The sequence below is a fragment of the Paraburkholderia xenovorans LB400 genome (assembly GCF_000013645.1).
GTDB classification, from domain to species: Bacteria; Pseudomonadota; Gammaproteobacteria; order Burkholderiales; family Burkholderiaceae; genus Paraburkholderia; species Paraburkholderia xenovorans.
In genome coordinates this window covers 739,514-754,264 of sequence record NC_007952.1, presented here as the reverse complement: position 1 = coordinate 754,264, position 14,751 = coordinate 739,514, and the positions used below count along the sequence as shown (strand labels likewise).

The following is a 14,751-nucleotide window of genomic DNA, read 5'->3' as shown; positions in this document are numbered from 1 at the left end:
GCGCCGGTCAGCCGGCCGATCTGATTCGGCGCGGCGGCACGGCGTCGAGCGTTTCCGCCGCACGGCGGGAGGCCGATGCGCAGATCATCGGAACAGCAACGCGCGCTTCGCTGTCCGATGTCGCGATCCGCAGCAGATGCGCGGCGGCCTGATAATCGTCCCAGTCGAGACCTTCGGTGACTCTCGCACAGGCGGATTGCAATAGTTTCGCGGCGTCCGCGCTTCGGCCCCGCATCTGCCAGAGGCCGCCGAGACTGGTCGAGGCGCGCAGTTGCAGCGAGCGGCAGCCTTGCACCAGCGACACCTCCAGCGCCGCGACCAGACACGCCTCCGCATCGCGCATCACCATTTCGGACTGCGGCATGTCCGCCTGCCTCATGAACAGCAATTCGCCGTGGATGCGCTGGAGTTCCGCGGCGTACCAGTGGTCGCCGGTTTCGTCGCAGCGCGCCAGCACGCCGGCCACGGTGGCGATGCCCTCTTCGCGCCGCCCCGCGCGCCCGAGTGCGAGGCTGTATTGTCCGGCCAGCATCGCGCGCGGCGCGCCGAAGTCGAGCGACTCCAGATCGTCCAGCGCCGCGCGGAACGCTTGCAGGTGCTGCGCGCCGCCGTCCTGCACCGAGCGCAGATACTCGTCGAAGCAACGGCAGCAGGCTTGCGCCACACTCAGGCCCGCGCGCGCCGAGGTGTCCCGCAGCAACGCAATGGCTTGCGCCGCGCGTTCCCATTTGCCCGACAGCAGCATCAGCGGCACCAACGCCTCCACCAGCACATAGCAGGTGACAATGGCCTGCTGCTGATCGCATGCCGCGCTCACGCTGTCTTGCGCGAGCCGCAGCGCCTGATCGCGCAAGCCCTGCAGCCAGAGCACGCGTGCGAGCGTCGCATGGCCGACGAGGCGCTGATCCACCGACTGCCCGAGCGGCAAGCCATGCTGTAATTCCCCGCCGTGTTGCAGCAGTTGTTCGAGCGATGCGCGCGCCTGCTGTTGATCGCCGCTGTAATGCGCCGCGGTCCCGAGCAGCCGGTGCGCCAGAATCGTTCCGGCGACGTCGCCCACCTCGGCGGCGAGCAAGGCAAAGCGGCGCGCGAACGCCTGCGCATTGCGCGCCGCGCCGGACGACTGGCTCGCATTCCACATGCCCCACAAGGCGCGTGCCTCGAACACATGATCGCCCAGCGCGATCGCCGAGGCCAGAATCTCCGACCAGATGCCGAAGGTCTCCCGATTCGGTCCGTTGACATAGACAAGCGCCGCGGCAAGCGCCGCATGGAGTTGCATGCGCACACGCAGATGACGCGTCGAACGCGAACCCTGCTGCGCGGCGGCCACCGTGTCGAGCGCGCGTTGCGCCCACGCGCGGCATTCGTCGACGAGCGACAGTTCGTAGAGCAGAAAGACGAATTTCACGGCCAGCGTCTCGCCGAGCGCCTCGTCGCCCTTCGGCGACAAGGCCCAGGTCAGCGCGGCGCGCAGGTCGTCGAGCACCGCGCGCATGCGGTCGTGCCAACCGTCGGAGAGCGCGAGCGCCGGGTCGATGCGACGCGGCGCATCGACCTCCAGCACGCCCAGAAAGTAGCGGGCATGCTGCAGCGTGACGAAGCGCCGTTCGCCGTTATCGTCGAGCTTCTGCATGGCGTAGGCGCGTGTGGTTTCCAGCAGGCGATAGGTCGCCCTGCCGCGCTCCATGCGCGTGACCACCAGCGATTTCTCGACCAGCCCCGACACCGCCGCGACCACGTCGATTTCATGCAGCGCCCCATCGCCGGCAACGGCGATCGCCGCTTCCATCGTAAAGCTGCTCACGAAAACGCCGAGCCTGCGCAGCGTGGTGCGCTCGGCGTCGTCGAGCAGCGCATGACTCCAGTCGAGCGTCGCCTTCAGGGTCTGATGCCGCGGCAAGGCCGTGCGGTTGCCGCCCGTCAGCATATTGAAGCGGTCGTCCAGATGGCCGGCCAGCGTTTCGATACCGAGGATCGCCGCGCGTGCCGCCGCCAGTTCGATGGCGAGCGGTATGCCGTCGAGCCGGCGGCACACCGTGCCGGTCAGATGAATGCTTTTTTCATCGGACGAAAAACGCGCGTCGATCGCGCGGGCGCGCGCCAGGAACAACTCCACGGCGCTGCATTGCAGTACCGCCTGGCTCTGATCGTCCTGACCGGGCACCTGCAGCGAAGCGACCCAGTACAGATGCTCGTTCATGATGCGCAGCGGCTCGCGGCTCGTGGCCAGCACGCAGATTTCCGGGCCGACGCCGAGCAAGGTTTCGGCGAGTTCGGCCGCGGGGCCGAGCACATGCTCGCAGTTGTCCAGCACGAACAGCACGCGCCGCTCGCCGAGTTCCTTGCCGACGCGCGCGAGCGTGAGCGGACCGATGGCCGGATTCACGCCCACGCTCGCCGCGAACGCCGCGAGCACGCTGCCTGCGTCGAAAGTGGATGCGAGCGGCACCAGATAGACGCCGTCCGGAAAACGCGCCAGCAAGCCACGCGCGACTTCGACCGCGAGGCGCGTCTTGCCGATGCCGCCGGAACCGACGAGCGTCACCTGGCGCGTGGCGGCGAGCGCCTGCGAGACATCGCCCAGTGCCTTGTCGCGTCCGATCAGCGGGGAAAAATGGACCGGCAGATTGTTCTGGACACCGGCGCCTTGCGGGAGGTCCACGGGTCCATCGGCGGCATTCGATCCGGCGGCGCGCGGCTCGCCCGACGCGGCCGGCGCCGACGCGCTCTGCACCAGCCGGTAGCCGCGTCCCGATACCGTCTGTATCAGCCCGCGGCTTTCGCCGAGCAGCTTGCGCAGCGTGGACATATGCACCTGCAGGTTGTTCTCTTCGACGATCGCATTCGGCCAGACCCGCCTGAGCATCTCGTTCTTCGACACCAGGCCGCCGTTCGCGGCGATCAGCACGGCAAGCATGTCGAACGCACGTCCGCCGATCCGCACAGGTGCACCATCGAGAAACACTTCGCGACGGTCGATGTTCACCTGAAGCGGGCCAATGCAAATCATGCGGAGTATCCAGGACGCGACGATGAGAAAGACAACGGAGAGGAACGGAGAAACTGCAGAATCGCCGCCGGGCGTGGCGTCCCAGAAGTCTAGTTCAATGGGAGAGGGGCGTGCGCGGAAAAAACTGAACCTATTGTTCAAATTTTTTGCACTAAGCGGACACAATGAGAAAGCGCGTGACGCGCCGGCTCGCGCCTGAATTGCGTGAACGTCAAAGCGTGCCGAAGCGGTCGATCAATGGGCAGGAGCCGGGAGAAAGTGAGCCGCGCTCACTGCGTATCCCGGCGGCAACGCGGCACGGTTGCTGAAGATCTAACGCGCATCGTCCGCTGTCGTCAGGGCGGACATCTGCTCGACCACGGAGGCGAGAATCATCGCGGCAGCGTTGGCCGGCATGCTCGCCCGCACTCGCGGCTTGTAGATCAGATCGTCACGCCGGATCACCGCTCCGCTCAGCGCACAGTAGCCCTTCTGGCGGGCGCGGCAACTGATCCACACCTGGTCGTCGTAGCGGCAGCGGGTCGCATCCTGCCAGAGCACCGCGACCGACGTTTCGGACAGACGCTCGATCACCTCGACCTGGATATGCGGCGACGGCACGCAAGCGGCCATGCGAGGCGTGCGCCGCTCGCGGGACGCTTCTCCGCTTTCTCCACTTTCTCCGCGATAGCCCGGCAACAGAGCGTGAATCACGTGATCCCACACCGAGGAGCGCAGTCCGTCCGGGGACGCGTCGGCCGGCTCGCGCGGTGCGCAACATGCTTCCCGGCTGGCCTCGCCGCGCGGCGTCAAACAGGTTTCGCTATGCATCGTGTTTGCTCCCATCAACTGGCAGTGAACCTTGCGACGCGGCCGACGAGTCCGGCAAAGCCGTTATCGTCTGCCGTCGCCCTTGCCTGACTCATCCGGCCGCCGCACGATATCCAACGCGCACATTGCCCGAACCCGGCGGAGGCGTTTCGCCAGAGCCGAGCAGGTCCGGCGCGGTTTCGCGGTTTCGCGGTTTCGCGGTTTCGCGGTTTCGCGGTTTCGCGGTTTCGCGGTTTCGCGGGCGAGTGTCGGGTTCAATGCCCCGGCTCGGCCTCATAGTTGACCGGCACCCAGTCGTACGCGCTACCGTTCTTCCTGATATGCCCCAACCCGGGAAAAGCAATATGCGCGGCGCCGACGAGATAATGTTTGTCCGCTGCGAACTTGAGCGCATAGCGGCGCGAGCGTTGCGCCGCGGCGGCGTCGGTATCGTATTCGACGGATGCCGTGGGGTTGCGCAGCTGGATCGCCGCCACATGAATGACGTCGCCCCACACGAGCAGATCTTTCGAATCGCTCTGCACGAGATACGCGGTGTGACCCGGCGTATGACCGGGGAGCGCGACCGCTCGAATGCCCGGATCGAGTTCCACGTCGCCGCTGAACGGCTTGAAGCGGCCGGCCGCGACATACGGCGCGACAGACGCGATCGCGGCGTCGAAAAACGAATCGAGAAAAGCGGGCGCAGCGGATTTGTTAGCCGGATTCAGCCAGTAGTCTGATTCGACCTGGCTGACTCGAACCATCGCGTTGGGAAATGCCATTGCGCCGTTCGCGATCACACCGCCCACGTGATCCTTATGCAGATGCGTGAGCAGGACCTCGTCGACCTGTTCGGGCTGATAGCCCGCGGCGCGCAGATTGCCGGCCAACCGGCCGCAACAGTCGCCATACAGCACGCCCGCGCCGGAGTCGATCAGAATCAGCTTCGCACCGGTATTGATCAGGAACGCATTGATCGATCCCTGCACCGGCGCCGGCAGAAAGTCGCGCGACAGGTCCTGCGCGATTTCGGACTTCGGCACGCCCTGAACCACGGTATCGATCGGAAAGGGATGTGTGCCGTCGAGCAATGCGGTCACTTCGAAATCGCCGACCATGATCCGGTAAAAGCCCGCGCCCTGTGTCCTCACCTGCGGCGCGGCGGCCAGCGCGGCGCGCGGCCCCAAGCCCGCGGAAACGCTCAAAAAAAGTGCACACCACAAGCCAAGGTGCATGAGCCATCTGCGCTGAATCAGTTCCGACATTCCGTTTCCCGTGCCTGGTGCAATCGTGAAAAAAGCATACGACGGCGCGTTCCAAACCGGTGCTAATTTTTATTAATTGTCCTGAGGGGCGGTAATCGGCGGTTCGTATGAGCAAACATTCATCGAATTCTGATAGCGGCACTCGACGCTGAACGAAAATAAATATTCAACGATAATAATTTCCGAGATAATCGCGGAACTCCGCCGGATATAAAAAACATCTCTCGACTTTGGCAACGCGAACGGGCATGCGAATGTAGCGCGACGAACCGAGGTGACGGATCATGTTCAACCAGACTGAAATTGCCCCCCTCACGGCCGCACGCAAGAAAGACTCGCTGGGCTGTCTTTCCAACCAGTTGCATAAGGATATCGAACTCGAAGCCGGCGACTTCACGTTTTATCGCAAGTGCCGCCGTCAGGAGAAGACCAGCGAAGTCGCCACGCCGGCCTCCGATCGCGGCGTGCTGATCGGTGTTTCGCTCAGCGCGGGCCATCGGCGCCGCATCATCTCGGGCAACCGCTCGGCCATGCACGAGTTCGACAAGGACTCGGTCTATATCCGCAATTTCGAAGAGGACTACCGCGCCGATCTGCATGGCGCATTCGACTTCGTGCTGGTGGAATTCTCGCGCGCGTTCATCACGAACACCGGTTACGAACGAAGCGGCTCGCATATGACCGGCTTCTCCGCGCAGCCGGGCGGCAAGGATCCCATCTTCGGCCACCTCGCGCAGGTTCTCGCACTGGCGCTGGATCGCGAGAGCCAGGCGAGCCCGCTATTCATCGAGCAACTCGGCGTCACCATCGGCACCCATCTGGTCGATCATTATGGCGGCGCGCCCGCTCAATCGGTCAAGCCGGGCAGGCGGCTTTCGAGTCTGCACGAAACACGCGCCAAAGACATGCTGCTCGCGAAGACACAGGACAACGTCTCGCTCGAAGAGATCGCCAGTGCGTGCAACCTGTCGCGCAGCTATTTCATCCGCGCGTTTCGCGAGACCACCAATCGCACGCCGCACCAGTGGCTGCTGGAACAGCGCATTGAACGCTCGCGCCATCTGCTTCGCAGCTCCGACGCGTCGCTCTCGGAGATCGCCATTGCCTGCGGGTTCTCCGATCAGAGCCACTTCACGCGCACCTTCACGCAACTGGTCGGCACGCCGCCCGGAAGCTGGCGGCGACTCGCCCGCAGCTAGGCGAAGCGCGCGCGCCTGGTACGTCTGGAAAACAGCCGGGCGAGGCGCCGCCGCGCTCACGAACATGCCCACGAACACGCCCCCGATCACGCCCCCGAACACGACCCCAATCACGACAATAGACTTTCCTACAAAGCATCGCACTAACGTGCAAGACATGCTTGCCGGGGCGCGGTACTTTTACTCCTGCCAGGCCCACGCGACCCTCTCTCTCCTCTTCGCCGGCCCGCCTATGCGCTCTCCGTAGTTCGCCCGCTATCCTCAACCTGTCGACGCCATGATGGAAATAGGCCGCTTTCAGATCGATCTGGAGATGCGCAATTTACGGCGTGACGGCGAAGTCGTGCGCCTCGGTTCGCGCGCATTCGACATCCTTGCCGTGGTCGCGTCAGCCGCCGGCCGTCTCGTCACGAAAGACGAGTTGATGAATGCGGTCTGGCCCGACACGATTGTCGAAGAAAACAATATTCAGGTTCACCTGTCCGCACTGCGCAAGGTGCTTGGGCCGGATCGCGACCTGATCCTGACCGTGCCCGGCCGCGGCTATCAGCTTTTGCAGCGCAAGAAAAATGCTCTGCCCGGCGAAGCGAATTCGCAGGTCTCTCTGGCGCGCCGCCTTCCGCCGCCGAAGTCCGGCTTGCTGCCGCGCGCCGCCGAGGTGGAACTGATCCGCGCGATGCTGCGGCACGCGCATGTGTTGACGCTGGCCGGCGCGGGCGGTATCGGCAAGACCCAGCTCGCCATCGAGGCGGCCCGCCATAGCGCGGCGCAGTTCGCCGATCCGGTCTGCTTTGTCGAGCTCGCCGCCCTGACCACGCACGAAAGCGTGCTCTGCGCCATTGCCGAGAGCTGTGGGCTGGTTCTCCCAGGTACGCAGACCGACGTGACGCGCGTGGCCGCGGCGCTCGCCGGCAAGCCCAGGCTTCTGCTGCTCGACAACGCGGAGCACGTGGTGGGCGCGGTGGCGCAAATCGCCGACGCGCTGGTGGCCGGCAACGAACGCCTGCGGGTGCTCGTCACGAGCCGGGAGCCGCTTCGCATCATGGCCGAGACGGTGTTCCGGGTCGACCCGCTCGATGTGCCGCCGCCAGATGCGAGCGATGAGGAAATCCTGGCATGCTCCGCCGTCAACCTGTTTCTTCTGCGCGCCAATTCGTTGCAGGAAACCGTGGCCACCGGCAGCGCGGAGTTGCGGCTGGTCGGCGAGATCTGCCGCCGGCTGGACGGCATGCCGCTCGCGATCGAACTGGCGGCGGCCCGCGTCGTCGCGCTCGGCGTGGAAGGCGTGTACCGACGGCTTGACGACCGCATGGCAATTCTGGCGGGCGGTTACCGCACCGCGCTGCCGCGCCATCAGACTTTGCGCGCAACGTTCGACTGGAGTTTCGCGCTGCTCGATCCCGTTACGCGCGCCGTGTTCCGCCGTCTTGCGTTATTCAGCGGCACGTTCTGTTTCGAGTCCATGTGCGCAGTGGTGTGCGACGAGGAACACACAATGGCGAATGCGATTGGCGGCATCACCGAACTGGTGGCGAAGTCGCTCGTGAGCGTCCAGTTCGTGGGCGCCGCGGCGAAATACCGGCTGTCGGAATCGACCCGCGCCTACGCGCTGGAACAGCTCAAGGCCGAAGGTGAACTGCGGGAGATCGTTGCGCGCAACGCGCGTTATGTGTCGCGCTGCGTCCAGGCCCGGCTGTCCGGCGACAGGCGGGACAGCGAAAACCAGGCTGCCGGTGCGCATGATCTTCAGCCAACGCTCGACGACGCGCGCGTCGCTTTCGACTGGGTGTTTTCCGCCGATGGCGACCCGCGAACCGGAATCGAACTGGCGTCGAATCTCGCCGATGCGTTGCTGGATGCCGGCCTGTTCGAAGAATGCTGCGCACGCGCCGCGCAAGCGGTCGATGCATTGGAAAGGCAGCCTTCCGGAACGGTGAGTGCGGCGAGCGAACAGCGGGTGCGTGCCGCGCTGGACGCGGCGTCGCGCGCTGTTCGCGAGCCGTTGCCGGCGCTGGCGCTGACGCAACGCGCACCCAATCCCGTGCCGAAAAAACAGGAGAAGCACGAGCCGCACGAACCGCATGCGCCGGCGGTCGCCGCAATGGCGCCGCCGGCCTGCTTCATTACGACTTGATGAACGCCAGCAGGTCCGCATTCACGCGATCCGCGTGCGTGGTGCACAGACCGTGCGGCGCACCTTCGTAGATCTTCAGCGTGGCGTTCGGCATGATCTTCGCCGACAGCTTGCCGGAGTCGTCGAGCGGCACGATCTGGTCGGCATCCCCTTGCAGCACCAGTGCCGGCACCGTCACCTTCTTCAGGTCTTCGTTGAAGTCGGTTTCGGAGAATGCCTTGACGCAGTCGTACAGCCCCTTGATCGAACCGAGCATACCGATCTGCCAGAACGAATCGATCGTGCCTTGCGACACTTTCGCATCCGGGCGATTGAAGCCGTAGAACGGCACGGCGAGATCCTTGAAGAACTGCGAGCGGTTATTCCGCACACCTTCGCGAATGCCGTCGAACGCCGAGATAGGCAGGCCGCCCGGATTCGCTCCCGTTTTCAGCATGATCGGCGGCACGGCGGCGATCAGCACCGCCCTGGCGACACGCTTCGTGCCATGACGGCCGATATAGCGCACCACTTCGCCGCCGCCGGTCGAGTGACCGACCATCACGATGTTGGTCAGATCGAGCGCTTCGATCAGTTCGGCGAGATCGTCCGCGTAGGTGTCCATTTCGTTGCCGTTCCACGGCTGCGACGAGCGGCCGTGACCGCGACGGTCATGCGCGATCACGCGATAGCCGCGTTCCGCGAGGAACAGCATCTGCGCGTCCCATGCGTCCGCGTCGAGCGGCCAGCCGTGGGAGAACGTGATCGGCTGGCCCGTACCCCAGTCCTTGTAATAGATCTGCGTACCGTCTTTGGTGGTGATGTATGCCATTGCTATTGCTCCATTTGAGGTGATTGTCCGGCGTATGCCGGCGTCCTGTACGCCAATCGAGTATTGCCGACGGCCAGTTGCCACTTCTTTCCGATCGCCCGCATTTTTCAGATTCGTACGCTGCGAGCGGGCGGCTTATTGCTCCATTCTGCTGACAGATCGCCTAAGCGATCGCCTTGGCGAACTGGCTCAGATACGCGTGAATCTGACTCACGACAGCGGCGCCATCGCCCACCGCCGCCGCTACCCGCTTCGCGGATTCCGAGCGCACGTCGCCGACGGCGAACATGCCCGGCACGCTGGTTTCGAGCGGATAGCGTGCGCTCGATGCGGAGAAGCCCTGCTCGCTGCGCGCAAAACCGGTGACGACAAAGCCCCGGTTGTCGAGCTCCACGTCGCTCGCTGCGAGCCAATCCGTCTTCGGGTCCGCGCCGATAAAAAGAAACAGGTGGCGCGTGGGAATGATTTCGTCCGCGCCCTCATCCTCATGATGGATGTGCAACCCGCTCAGTCCGCTTTCGTCGCCTTCGAGTCCGCGCAACACGCAACGCGTGCAAAGCGATACGTTCGGCAAGGACCCGATCCGGTCGATCAGATATTTCGACATGCTCGCGTTGAGGTCCGCGCCGCGAATCAGCACACGGATGCTGCGCGCGAAGTTCGCAAGAAACACCACCGCCTGGCCCGCGGAATTGCCGCCGCCCATCAGCACGATGTCCAGTCCCTTCACGAGCCGGGCCTCGATCGTCGAGGCCCAGTAGAAGGTGCCGCGCCCTTCGAAACGGTCGAACCCGGGCACCGTCGGCTTGCGGTACGCGGCGCCGCTCGCCACCACGACGGTGCGCGCGCTGATGCGCTGCCCGTCCTGCAGCGTCAGCGTGAAAATGTCTTCATGGCGGCTCACGTCCATGACCTTGCCGGGAATCGCCAGATGCGCGCCGAATTTCAACGCCTGCTGGAACGCGCGCGCGGCCAGCGCCTGGCCCGAAATGCCGGTGGGAAAGCCCAGATAGTTCTCGATGCGCGAGCTCGCGCCGGCCTGCCCGCCCGGCGCGCGCTGATCGAACACGGCGACCGAAAGACCCTCGGTGGCCGCATACACCGAGGCTGCCAGTCCCGCCGGTCCGGCGCCGACGATCGCCACGTCGTAGACATGCGATTGCTCGAAGGTCGGCACGAGCCCGAGGCACGACGCGAGCTGCGCCTCGTCCGGCGCGCGCAGCACGTAGCCGTTCGGACAGAACACCAGCGGGAAATCGCCGGGGCCGGTCGTCATGCCGCCCAGCAGCTTGATCGCGTCGGGATCGGTGCGGGCGTCGATCACCATCGCCGGGTAGGCGTTGCGGCGCAGGAAGCCTTGCAGCCGGATCAGCCGCGCGTCGTCGCCGTTGCCGACGATCACCGGTCCGAGCCCCTGCTCGATCAGCCCGAGCCGCCGCAGAATCAGCGCGCGCATGATGTGCTCGCCCAGTTGCGCATCGGCGACGATCAGCGCGCGCAAGCGCTCCGGCTCGATCACGAGCGTCTCGACGTCCGTCAGCGCGATGCCGTCGATCAACGCCGGCTTGCCGGAGAGCTGCGCCATCTCCGCCATGAAGTGTCCGTCGTCATGTTCGGTGACGACGGTCGAGCGCCCGAAGCTGTCGCGCGACTCGATCCGCACGCGGCCATGCAGCAGCACGAACAGGCCGAGCGCCACCTGCCCGGTTTCGAAGATCAGTTCGCCGGCCTTGAACGACATCGGCCGCGCAAAGCGGCGCAGGCTCGCAATCTCCGCGGCGCAAAGACGGGGGAACATCTGATGCCGGCGATACTCCAGCGAGGAAAACGGAATCTCGAGTTCCGAGGGCGTGGCTGCGTCGACGGATGTGTCCGGAGTGCTCATAGCTTGACCTCGTCTAGCCCGTCGCCGTAACGACGGTGTGCGGATTGCGCTCGTGCTGCCGCGTGTGCCATCTCTACCAGCCGAACTTGAGTTCGGCGCCCACGTAGTCGGCGTTGCGCGCGCCCAGATCGCGCAGCGAAGGACCGACCTGAAAATGCACGGCTTCCAGCGCCGCCGCGAGATTGGCGGTGACCGCATAGTCGGCGCGCAGTTGCGTATAGAAGCCGGTCCACGGGCTGCCGTGCCCCGCCGTTCCCGGCACGACCGCCGAACCCTGGCCGTACACGGCGTCCGCGGTGGTCTGACGCCACTGCAAACCGACGCCCGCCAGCAGCGTGAGCTTGCTGCTGGGCTTGAGGATCAGAGTCGGCTTGACGTGCACCAGGTTCGTGTAGCCGGTATAGCCGGCCAGCGCGAAGTAGTAGCCGTTCGGAAAGAGCGGATTGAAGGTGCCGATGCGCCCGTCCCCCGGATGACTGTCGCCCGAGGCGGCATCGATCTGAATGCCGAGGCGCGGCGTCCACGGCAGGGAGGCCAGCGTGTAGCCGGCCAGCGAGCCGACCGCCCACGCGCCGATCGTCTTGTTGCCGACATGGCCGGACTGATACATCGCCTCGACATCCCAGTCGATCGGCGCGACATTGCCGGCGTAGCGCGCGTCGAACACGTCGCGGTGTTCGTCGCCGCTCGCGTCGAGGAACTTCGCGTTGCTGCGGTTATAGCGCGAGTAGTACGCGGACAGGTCGCCCGGCCCGACGTTCTTGCGCTCCACGCGCACGCCGCTGAAAGTCAGATCGCGATTGGAAACATCGTCGAAATCCGAGTTGTCGCGGTATTGGACCGGCTGCGTCGCGTAGGCGATCCAGCGCCACGGGCCGGTTTCATAGTCGGCCCAGATCGCGTCGAACGCCTGACGCACGTTCGGGCCGTCGCGCACGGAAACGAAACGCTGCAAGTCGAACGCCATTTCCTGGCGGCCGACGCGGAACTTCACCGTGCCGGGCCCGAGCGGCTCGGTAATCGCGACGAACGCCTGGCGCAGGTCGAGCGGGTTCTTGTCGACCGGCGTAACGACGTCTTTGCCATACGGCTGCGCGTCTTCGAATTGCGTGAAGATCTGCACGTGAGGGCCGAGGCGCACGTCCGCGTGAACTTCGAGACGTTGCAGCAGGTAGGTGTCGTCGTGTTGCGCGCCGAGACCGAAGAGCGGCGCGTCGTTGATTTCGAGCCGTTCGCGCAGCACCATGCCAAGCGAGATATACGCATCCGGATTGCCGAACAGCGGAATGTACTTCAGCGAATCGAAGGGCTTTTTCGGCACGCAGGGATTGGCCAGCACCGACCAGTTTTCCTGCCAGCGATTGAACATGATCGCGGGCCGCGCGCACGAGGCTGCGGCAGCCCCGGCAGCGGTCGTGGCGGCCGCCGGGCTGCCGGTCGTGGAGGTATCGTCCGCGCCGCCGAGCGCGGTGTCCGCCGCCGCGGCCGGCAGCGCCGCCGCCAGCCCCGTACTGAGCAGCAATGCGCGGATGGCGTGCCGCGCCCGCCGGCGCGCGCGCCGCAGCGTGAACGACGGCACCACCTGCGTCTCACTTGCCATCGTGCACTTCGGCAATGTACCCGCCCGGGAATTCGAGCATCGCGGTCTTGCCCGATCCGACCGCATATGCCGGATACAACACCTTCGCGCCGGCCGCCTGCGCGCGCTCCAGCGTCTGCGCCACGTCGTCCACGTTGTAGCCGGTGGTCTCACGTCCGAACGGGAACGGCAGCTTGCCGTCCGTCACGAACACGATCATGCGGCCGAAGCCCGACGCGATGCGGATCTCGCGAATCGTTTCGCCTGGCCGGCCGATCACGCCGGCGTCCGCGCGCGGATTGTCCGACACCACCTTGCCATGCGAGAAGTGCAGCCAGCGGCGCACGAAGTTGTTCGCTTCGTAACGCGACACGTACACGCGGTTGTCGGGCACGCTTTGCAACGGCGCGTAATTCGGCGCCTTGGTGTGCCAGTAGAGCTGCATGGTCAGCCCGCCCGGCCATTGAATGATCGCGTCCTTGCCGATCGGATCGTCGAACGACTCGACCAGCACGTCGGCGCCGGCGGCGCGCGCCGCTTTCACGCCCTGATCGATGTCCGTGACGAGGTAGCCGGTGCGTTCATTGCCGAACGGATACGGAATTGGCGTCTCGAAGCCGAACACCGACAGCATGCCGACCGGCGTCTGCACATATTGCGAGGCGGTCTTGCTCGGCGTCGGCGTCACGGTGAAGACCGCGCGCGGCGAGGCCTTGCCGCCGAAGGTCGCGAGAAAGCTGTTGACGAACGCATCGAGGTCGGCCGAGGCGACGTACACATGGGTGGTGTCGTACTGCGCGCCCACCGACACGTCCGGGTGTTTCACCAGCGCGGTCTTGCCACTCGACACTTCCGGCGGCCCCGCATCGGCGAAGGCCGACGAAGCCGCCGTCGAGCCGATCAGCAACGCGGCGGAAACGAGCGCAATGGCGCGGTATCTATGAAGCGACTTGAACATTTGAATATCCATTTGAGTTGGCAATATCTGAACCGCAGGCCCCGGAACGGCGCCCCGCCCCGCGAGCTACACGCAACTTCCGCATCAACCGCCCTCCTTGCTCGCATCGGGCTTTTGCACGGCGGCGTCCTTTGTCTGTCCGGCGACCTGCGCCGTGGTGGTCTGCGCGAAGAACTGCGCTTTCACGACCGGGATGGCGTGCTCGCCCAGCACCATGCCGAGCAGGCCGGCCAGCGCGATCAGCGGCGGCGCGGGTGACTGAACCTTGAGCAGCCAGTAGAGGAGCCCGATGCCGAAGCCGACTCCCAGTGAAATGATGTAGCCCATGCCGATCGTCCTTTGTGTCAAACATCCATCAATTCGGCCAGTCCGATCCCAGCACCAGTCCGCAGAAATTCAGTCGGCGATAGTTCGGATCCCACCGGTCCAGCACATCGGCATTCACGGTCCCGAACGTCGTCTCGGGACGATGCTCCATGCCGTGCGCGTATGCTTCGATCAGCTTCTTCTTGAAGCCGGATTCGCGCGGATAGGCCTGCACGATTTCGTCCCGCTGATGCGCGGTAAATTCGTCGTAGCGCGCGCCCCGCACGTCCATCTGCACACCGGCGCTGATGAGCGCGACCAGCGCCGACAGGTGTTCCGGTATGCCGGGGGTCGTGTGCAAGGCGATCCCCACCCAGACCTCTTCGATCTCGCGCTCGGCGACGCCGTGCCGGCGCAGAAAATCGCGCGCGGCGTTGGCGCCGTCCACCTCGAAGCGGTATGGCGAGCGCTCGTACTTCGCGTTCAGGCCGACGTTGTGAAACATCGCCCCGACATACAACAGTTGCGCGTCGAACGTCAGGTTCTCGCGGTATCCGGTCAGCGCGGCGAACAGGAAGGCGCGCAACGCGTGATGAAACATCAGCTCAGACTCCGTGCCGCGAATCAGGTCAGTCGCCGCCTGGGCCATGACACCGTCGGGGATGTCAACGCCGGCAATGGTCTTCTTCATGTCAACTCCTCCATGTCAGCTCCTTTCCCGACGCGCCCTGGCGCGCATGCCGACCGGGTGCCGCAACTCACCCGTGCGCTGAACCGGCGGCAGTTCAGGGAATGCCCACCGCAGCGTA

The 14,751-nt window shown here is 65.1% G+C and carries 11 protein-coding genes; 2 read left to right on the top strand and 9 right to left on the bottom strand.

The features are described from left to right. Positions 1–7 precede the first annotated feature (7 nt). From BXE_RS25310 to BXE_RS25295, 3 genes are all read right to left on the bottom strand, one after another. Entirely contained in the window at positions 8–3,013 is a 3,006-nt protein-coding gene (locus BXE_RS25310) for an ATP-binding protein (RefSeq protein WP_011490974.1), read from the bottom strand. A 312-nt stretch (positions 3,014–3,325) separates the two neighbouring features. Then, positions 3,326–3,823: a DUF3331 domain-containing protein gene (locus tag BXE_RS25305; RefSeq protein ID WP_011490973.1), complete on the bottom strand. Its 498-nt coding sequence runs from the start codon at positions 3,821–3,823 to the stop codon at positions 3,326–3,328. Positions 3,824–4,077: 254 nt separating this feature from the next. Beyond that, the gene (locus tag BXE_RS25295) at positions 4,078–5,040 is read right to left on the bottom strand and encodes an MBL fold metallo-hydrolase (RefSeq protein ID WP_407668637.1); all 963 of its coding nucleotides are present in this window, start codon (positions 5,038–5,040) and stop codon (positions 4,078–4,080) included. Positions 5,041–5,354: 314 nt separating this feature from the next. On the opposite strand from BXE_RS25295, the gene BXE_RS25290 reads away from it, so the two are divergent. Beyond that, positions 5,355–6,269, top strand: coding sequence for a helix-turn-helix domain-containing protein (locus tag BXE_RS25290; protein WP_011490971.1), 915 nt, complete (start codon positions 5,355–5,357; stop codon positions 6,267–6,269). Positions 6,270–6,546: 277 nt separating this feature from the next. Further along, positions 6,547–8,403: an ATP-binding protein gene (locus BXE_RS25285; RefSeq protein WP_011490970.1), complete on the top strand. Its 1,857-nt coding sequence runs from the start codon at positions 6,547–6,549 to the stop codon at positions 8,401–8,403. Here BXE_RS25285 and BXE_RS25280 read toward each other — a convergent pair. From BXE_RS25280 to BXE_RS25255, 6 genes are all read right to left on the bottom strand, one after another. After that, positions 8,393–9,214 carry an alpha/beta fold hydrolase gene (locus tag BXE_RS25280; protein ID WP_011490969.1) on the bottom strand — a complete coding sequence of 274 codons (822 nt, stop codon included), beginning with the start codon at positions 9,212–9,214 and terminating at the stop codon, positions 8,393–8,395. The genes BXE_RS25285 and BXE_RS25280 overlap by 11 nt on opposite strands. A gap of 163 nt (positions 9,215–9,377) precedes the next feature. After that, positions 9,378–11,099: an FAD-dependent oxidoreductase gene (locus BXE_RS25275; RefSeq protein ID WP_011490968.1), complete on the bottom strand. Its 1,722-nt coding sequence runs from the start codon at positions 11,097–11,099 to the stop codon at positions 9,378–9,380. Positions 11,100–11,172: 73 nt separating this feature from the next. Further along, entirely contained in the window at positions 11,173–12,699 is a 1,527-nt protein-coding gene (locus tag BXE_RS25270; protein ID WP_040124016.1) for an alginate export family protein, read from the bottom strand. Then, entirely contained in the window at positions 12,689–13,636 is a 948-nt protein-coding gene (locus BXE_RS25265; protein WP_040124017.1) for a VOC family protein, read from the bottom strand. Before BXE_RS25265 ends, BXE_RS25270 begins: the two co-directional genes overlap by 11 nt. An 84-nt stretch (positions 13,637–13,720) precedes the next feature. Continuing rightward, a complete protein-coding gene (locus BXE_RS25260) occupies positions 13,721–13,963 on the bottom strand; it encodes a DUF1427 family protein (RefSeq protein ID WP_011490965.1) in 243 nt (80 codons plus the stop codon). A 28-nt stretch (positions 13,964–13,991) separates the two neighbouring features. Further along, a complete protein-coding gene (locus BXE_RS25255; RefSeq protein WP_011490964.1) occupies positions 13,992–14,633 on the bottom strand; it encodes an HD domain-containing protein in 642 nt (213 codons plus the stop codon). Between the last annotated feature and the right edge of the window lie 118 nt (positions 14,634–14,751).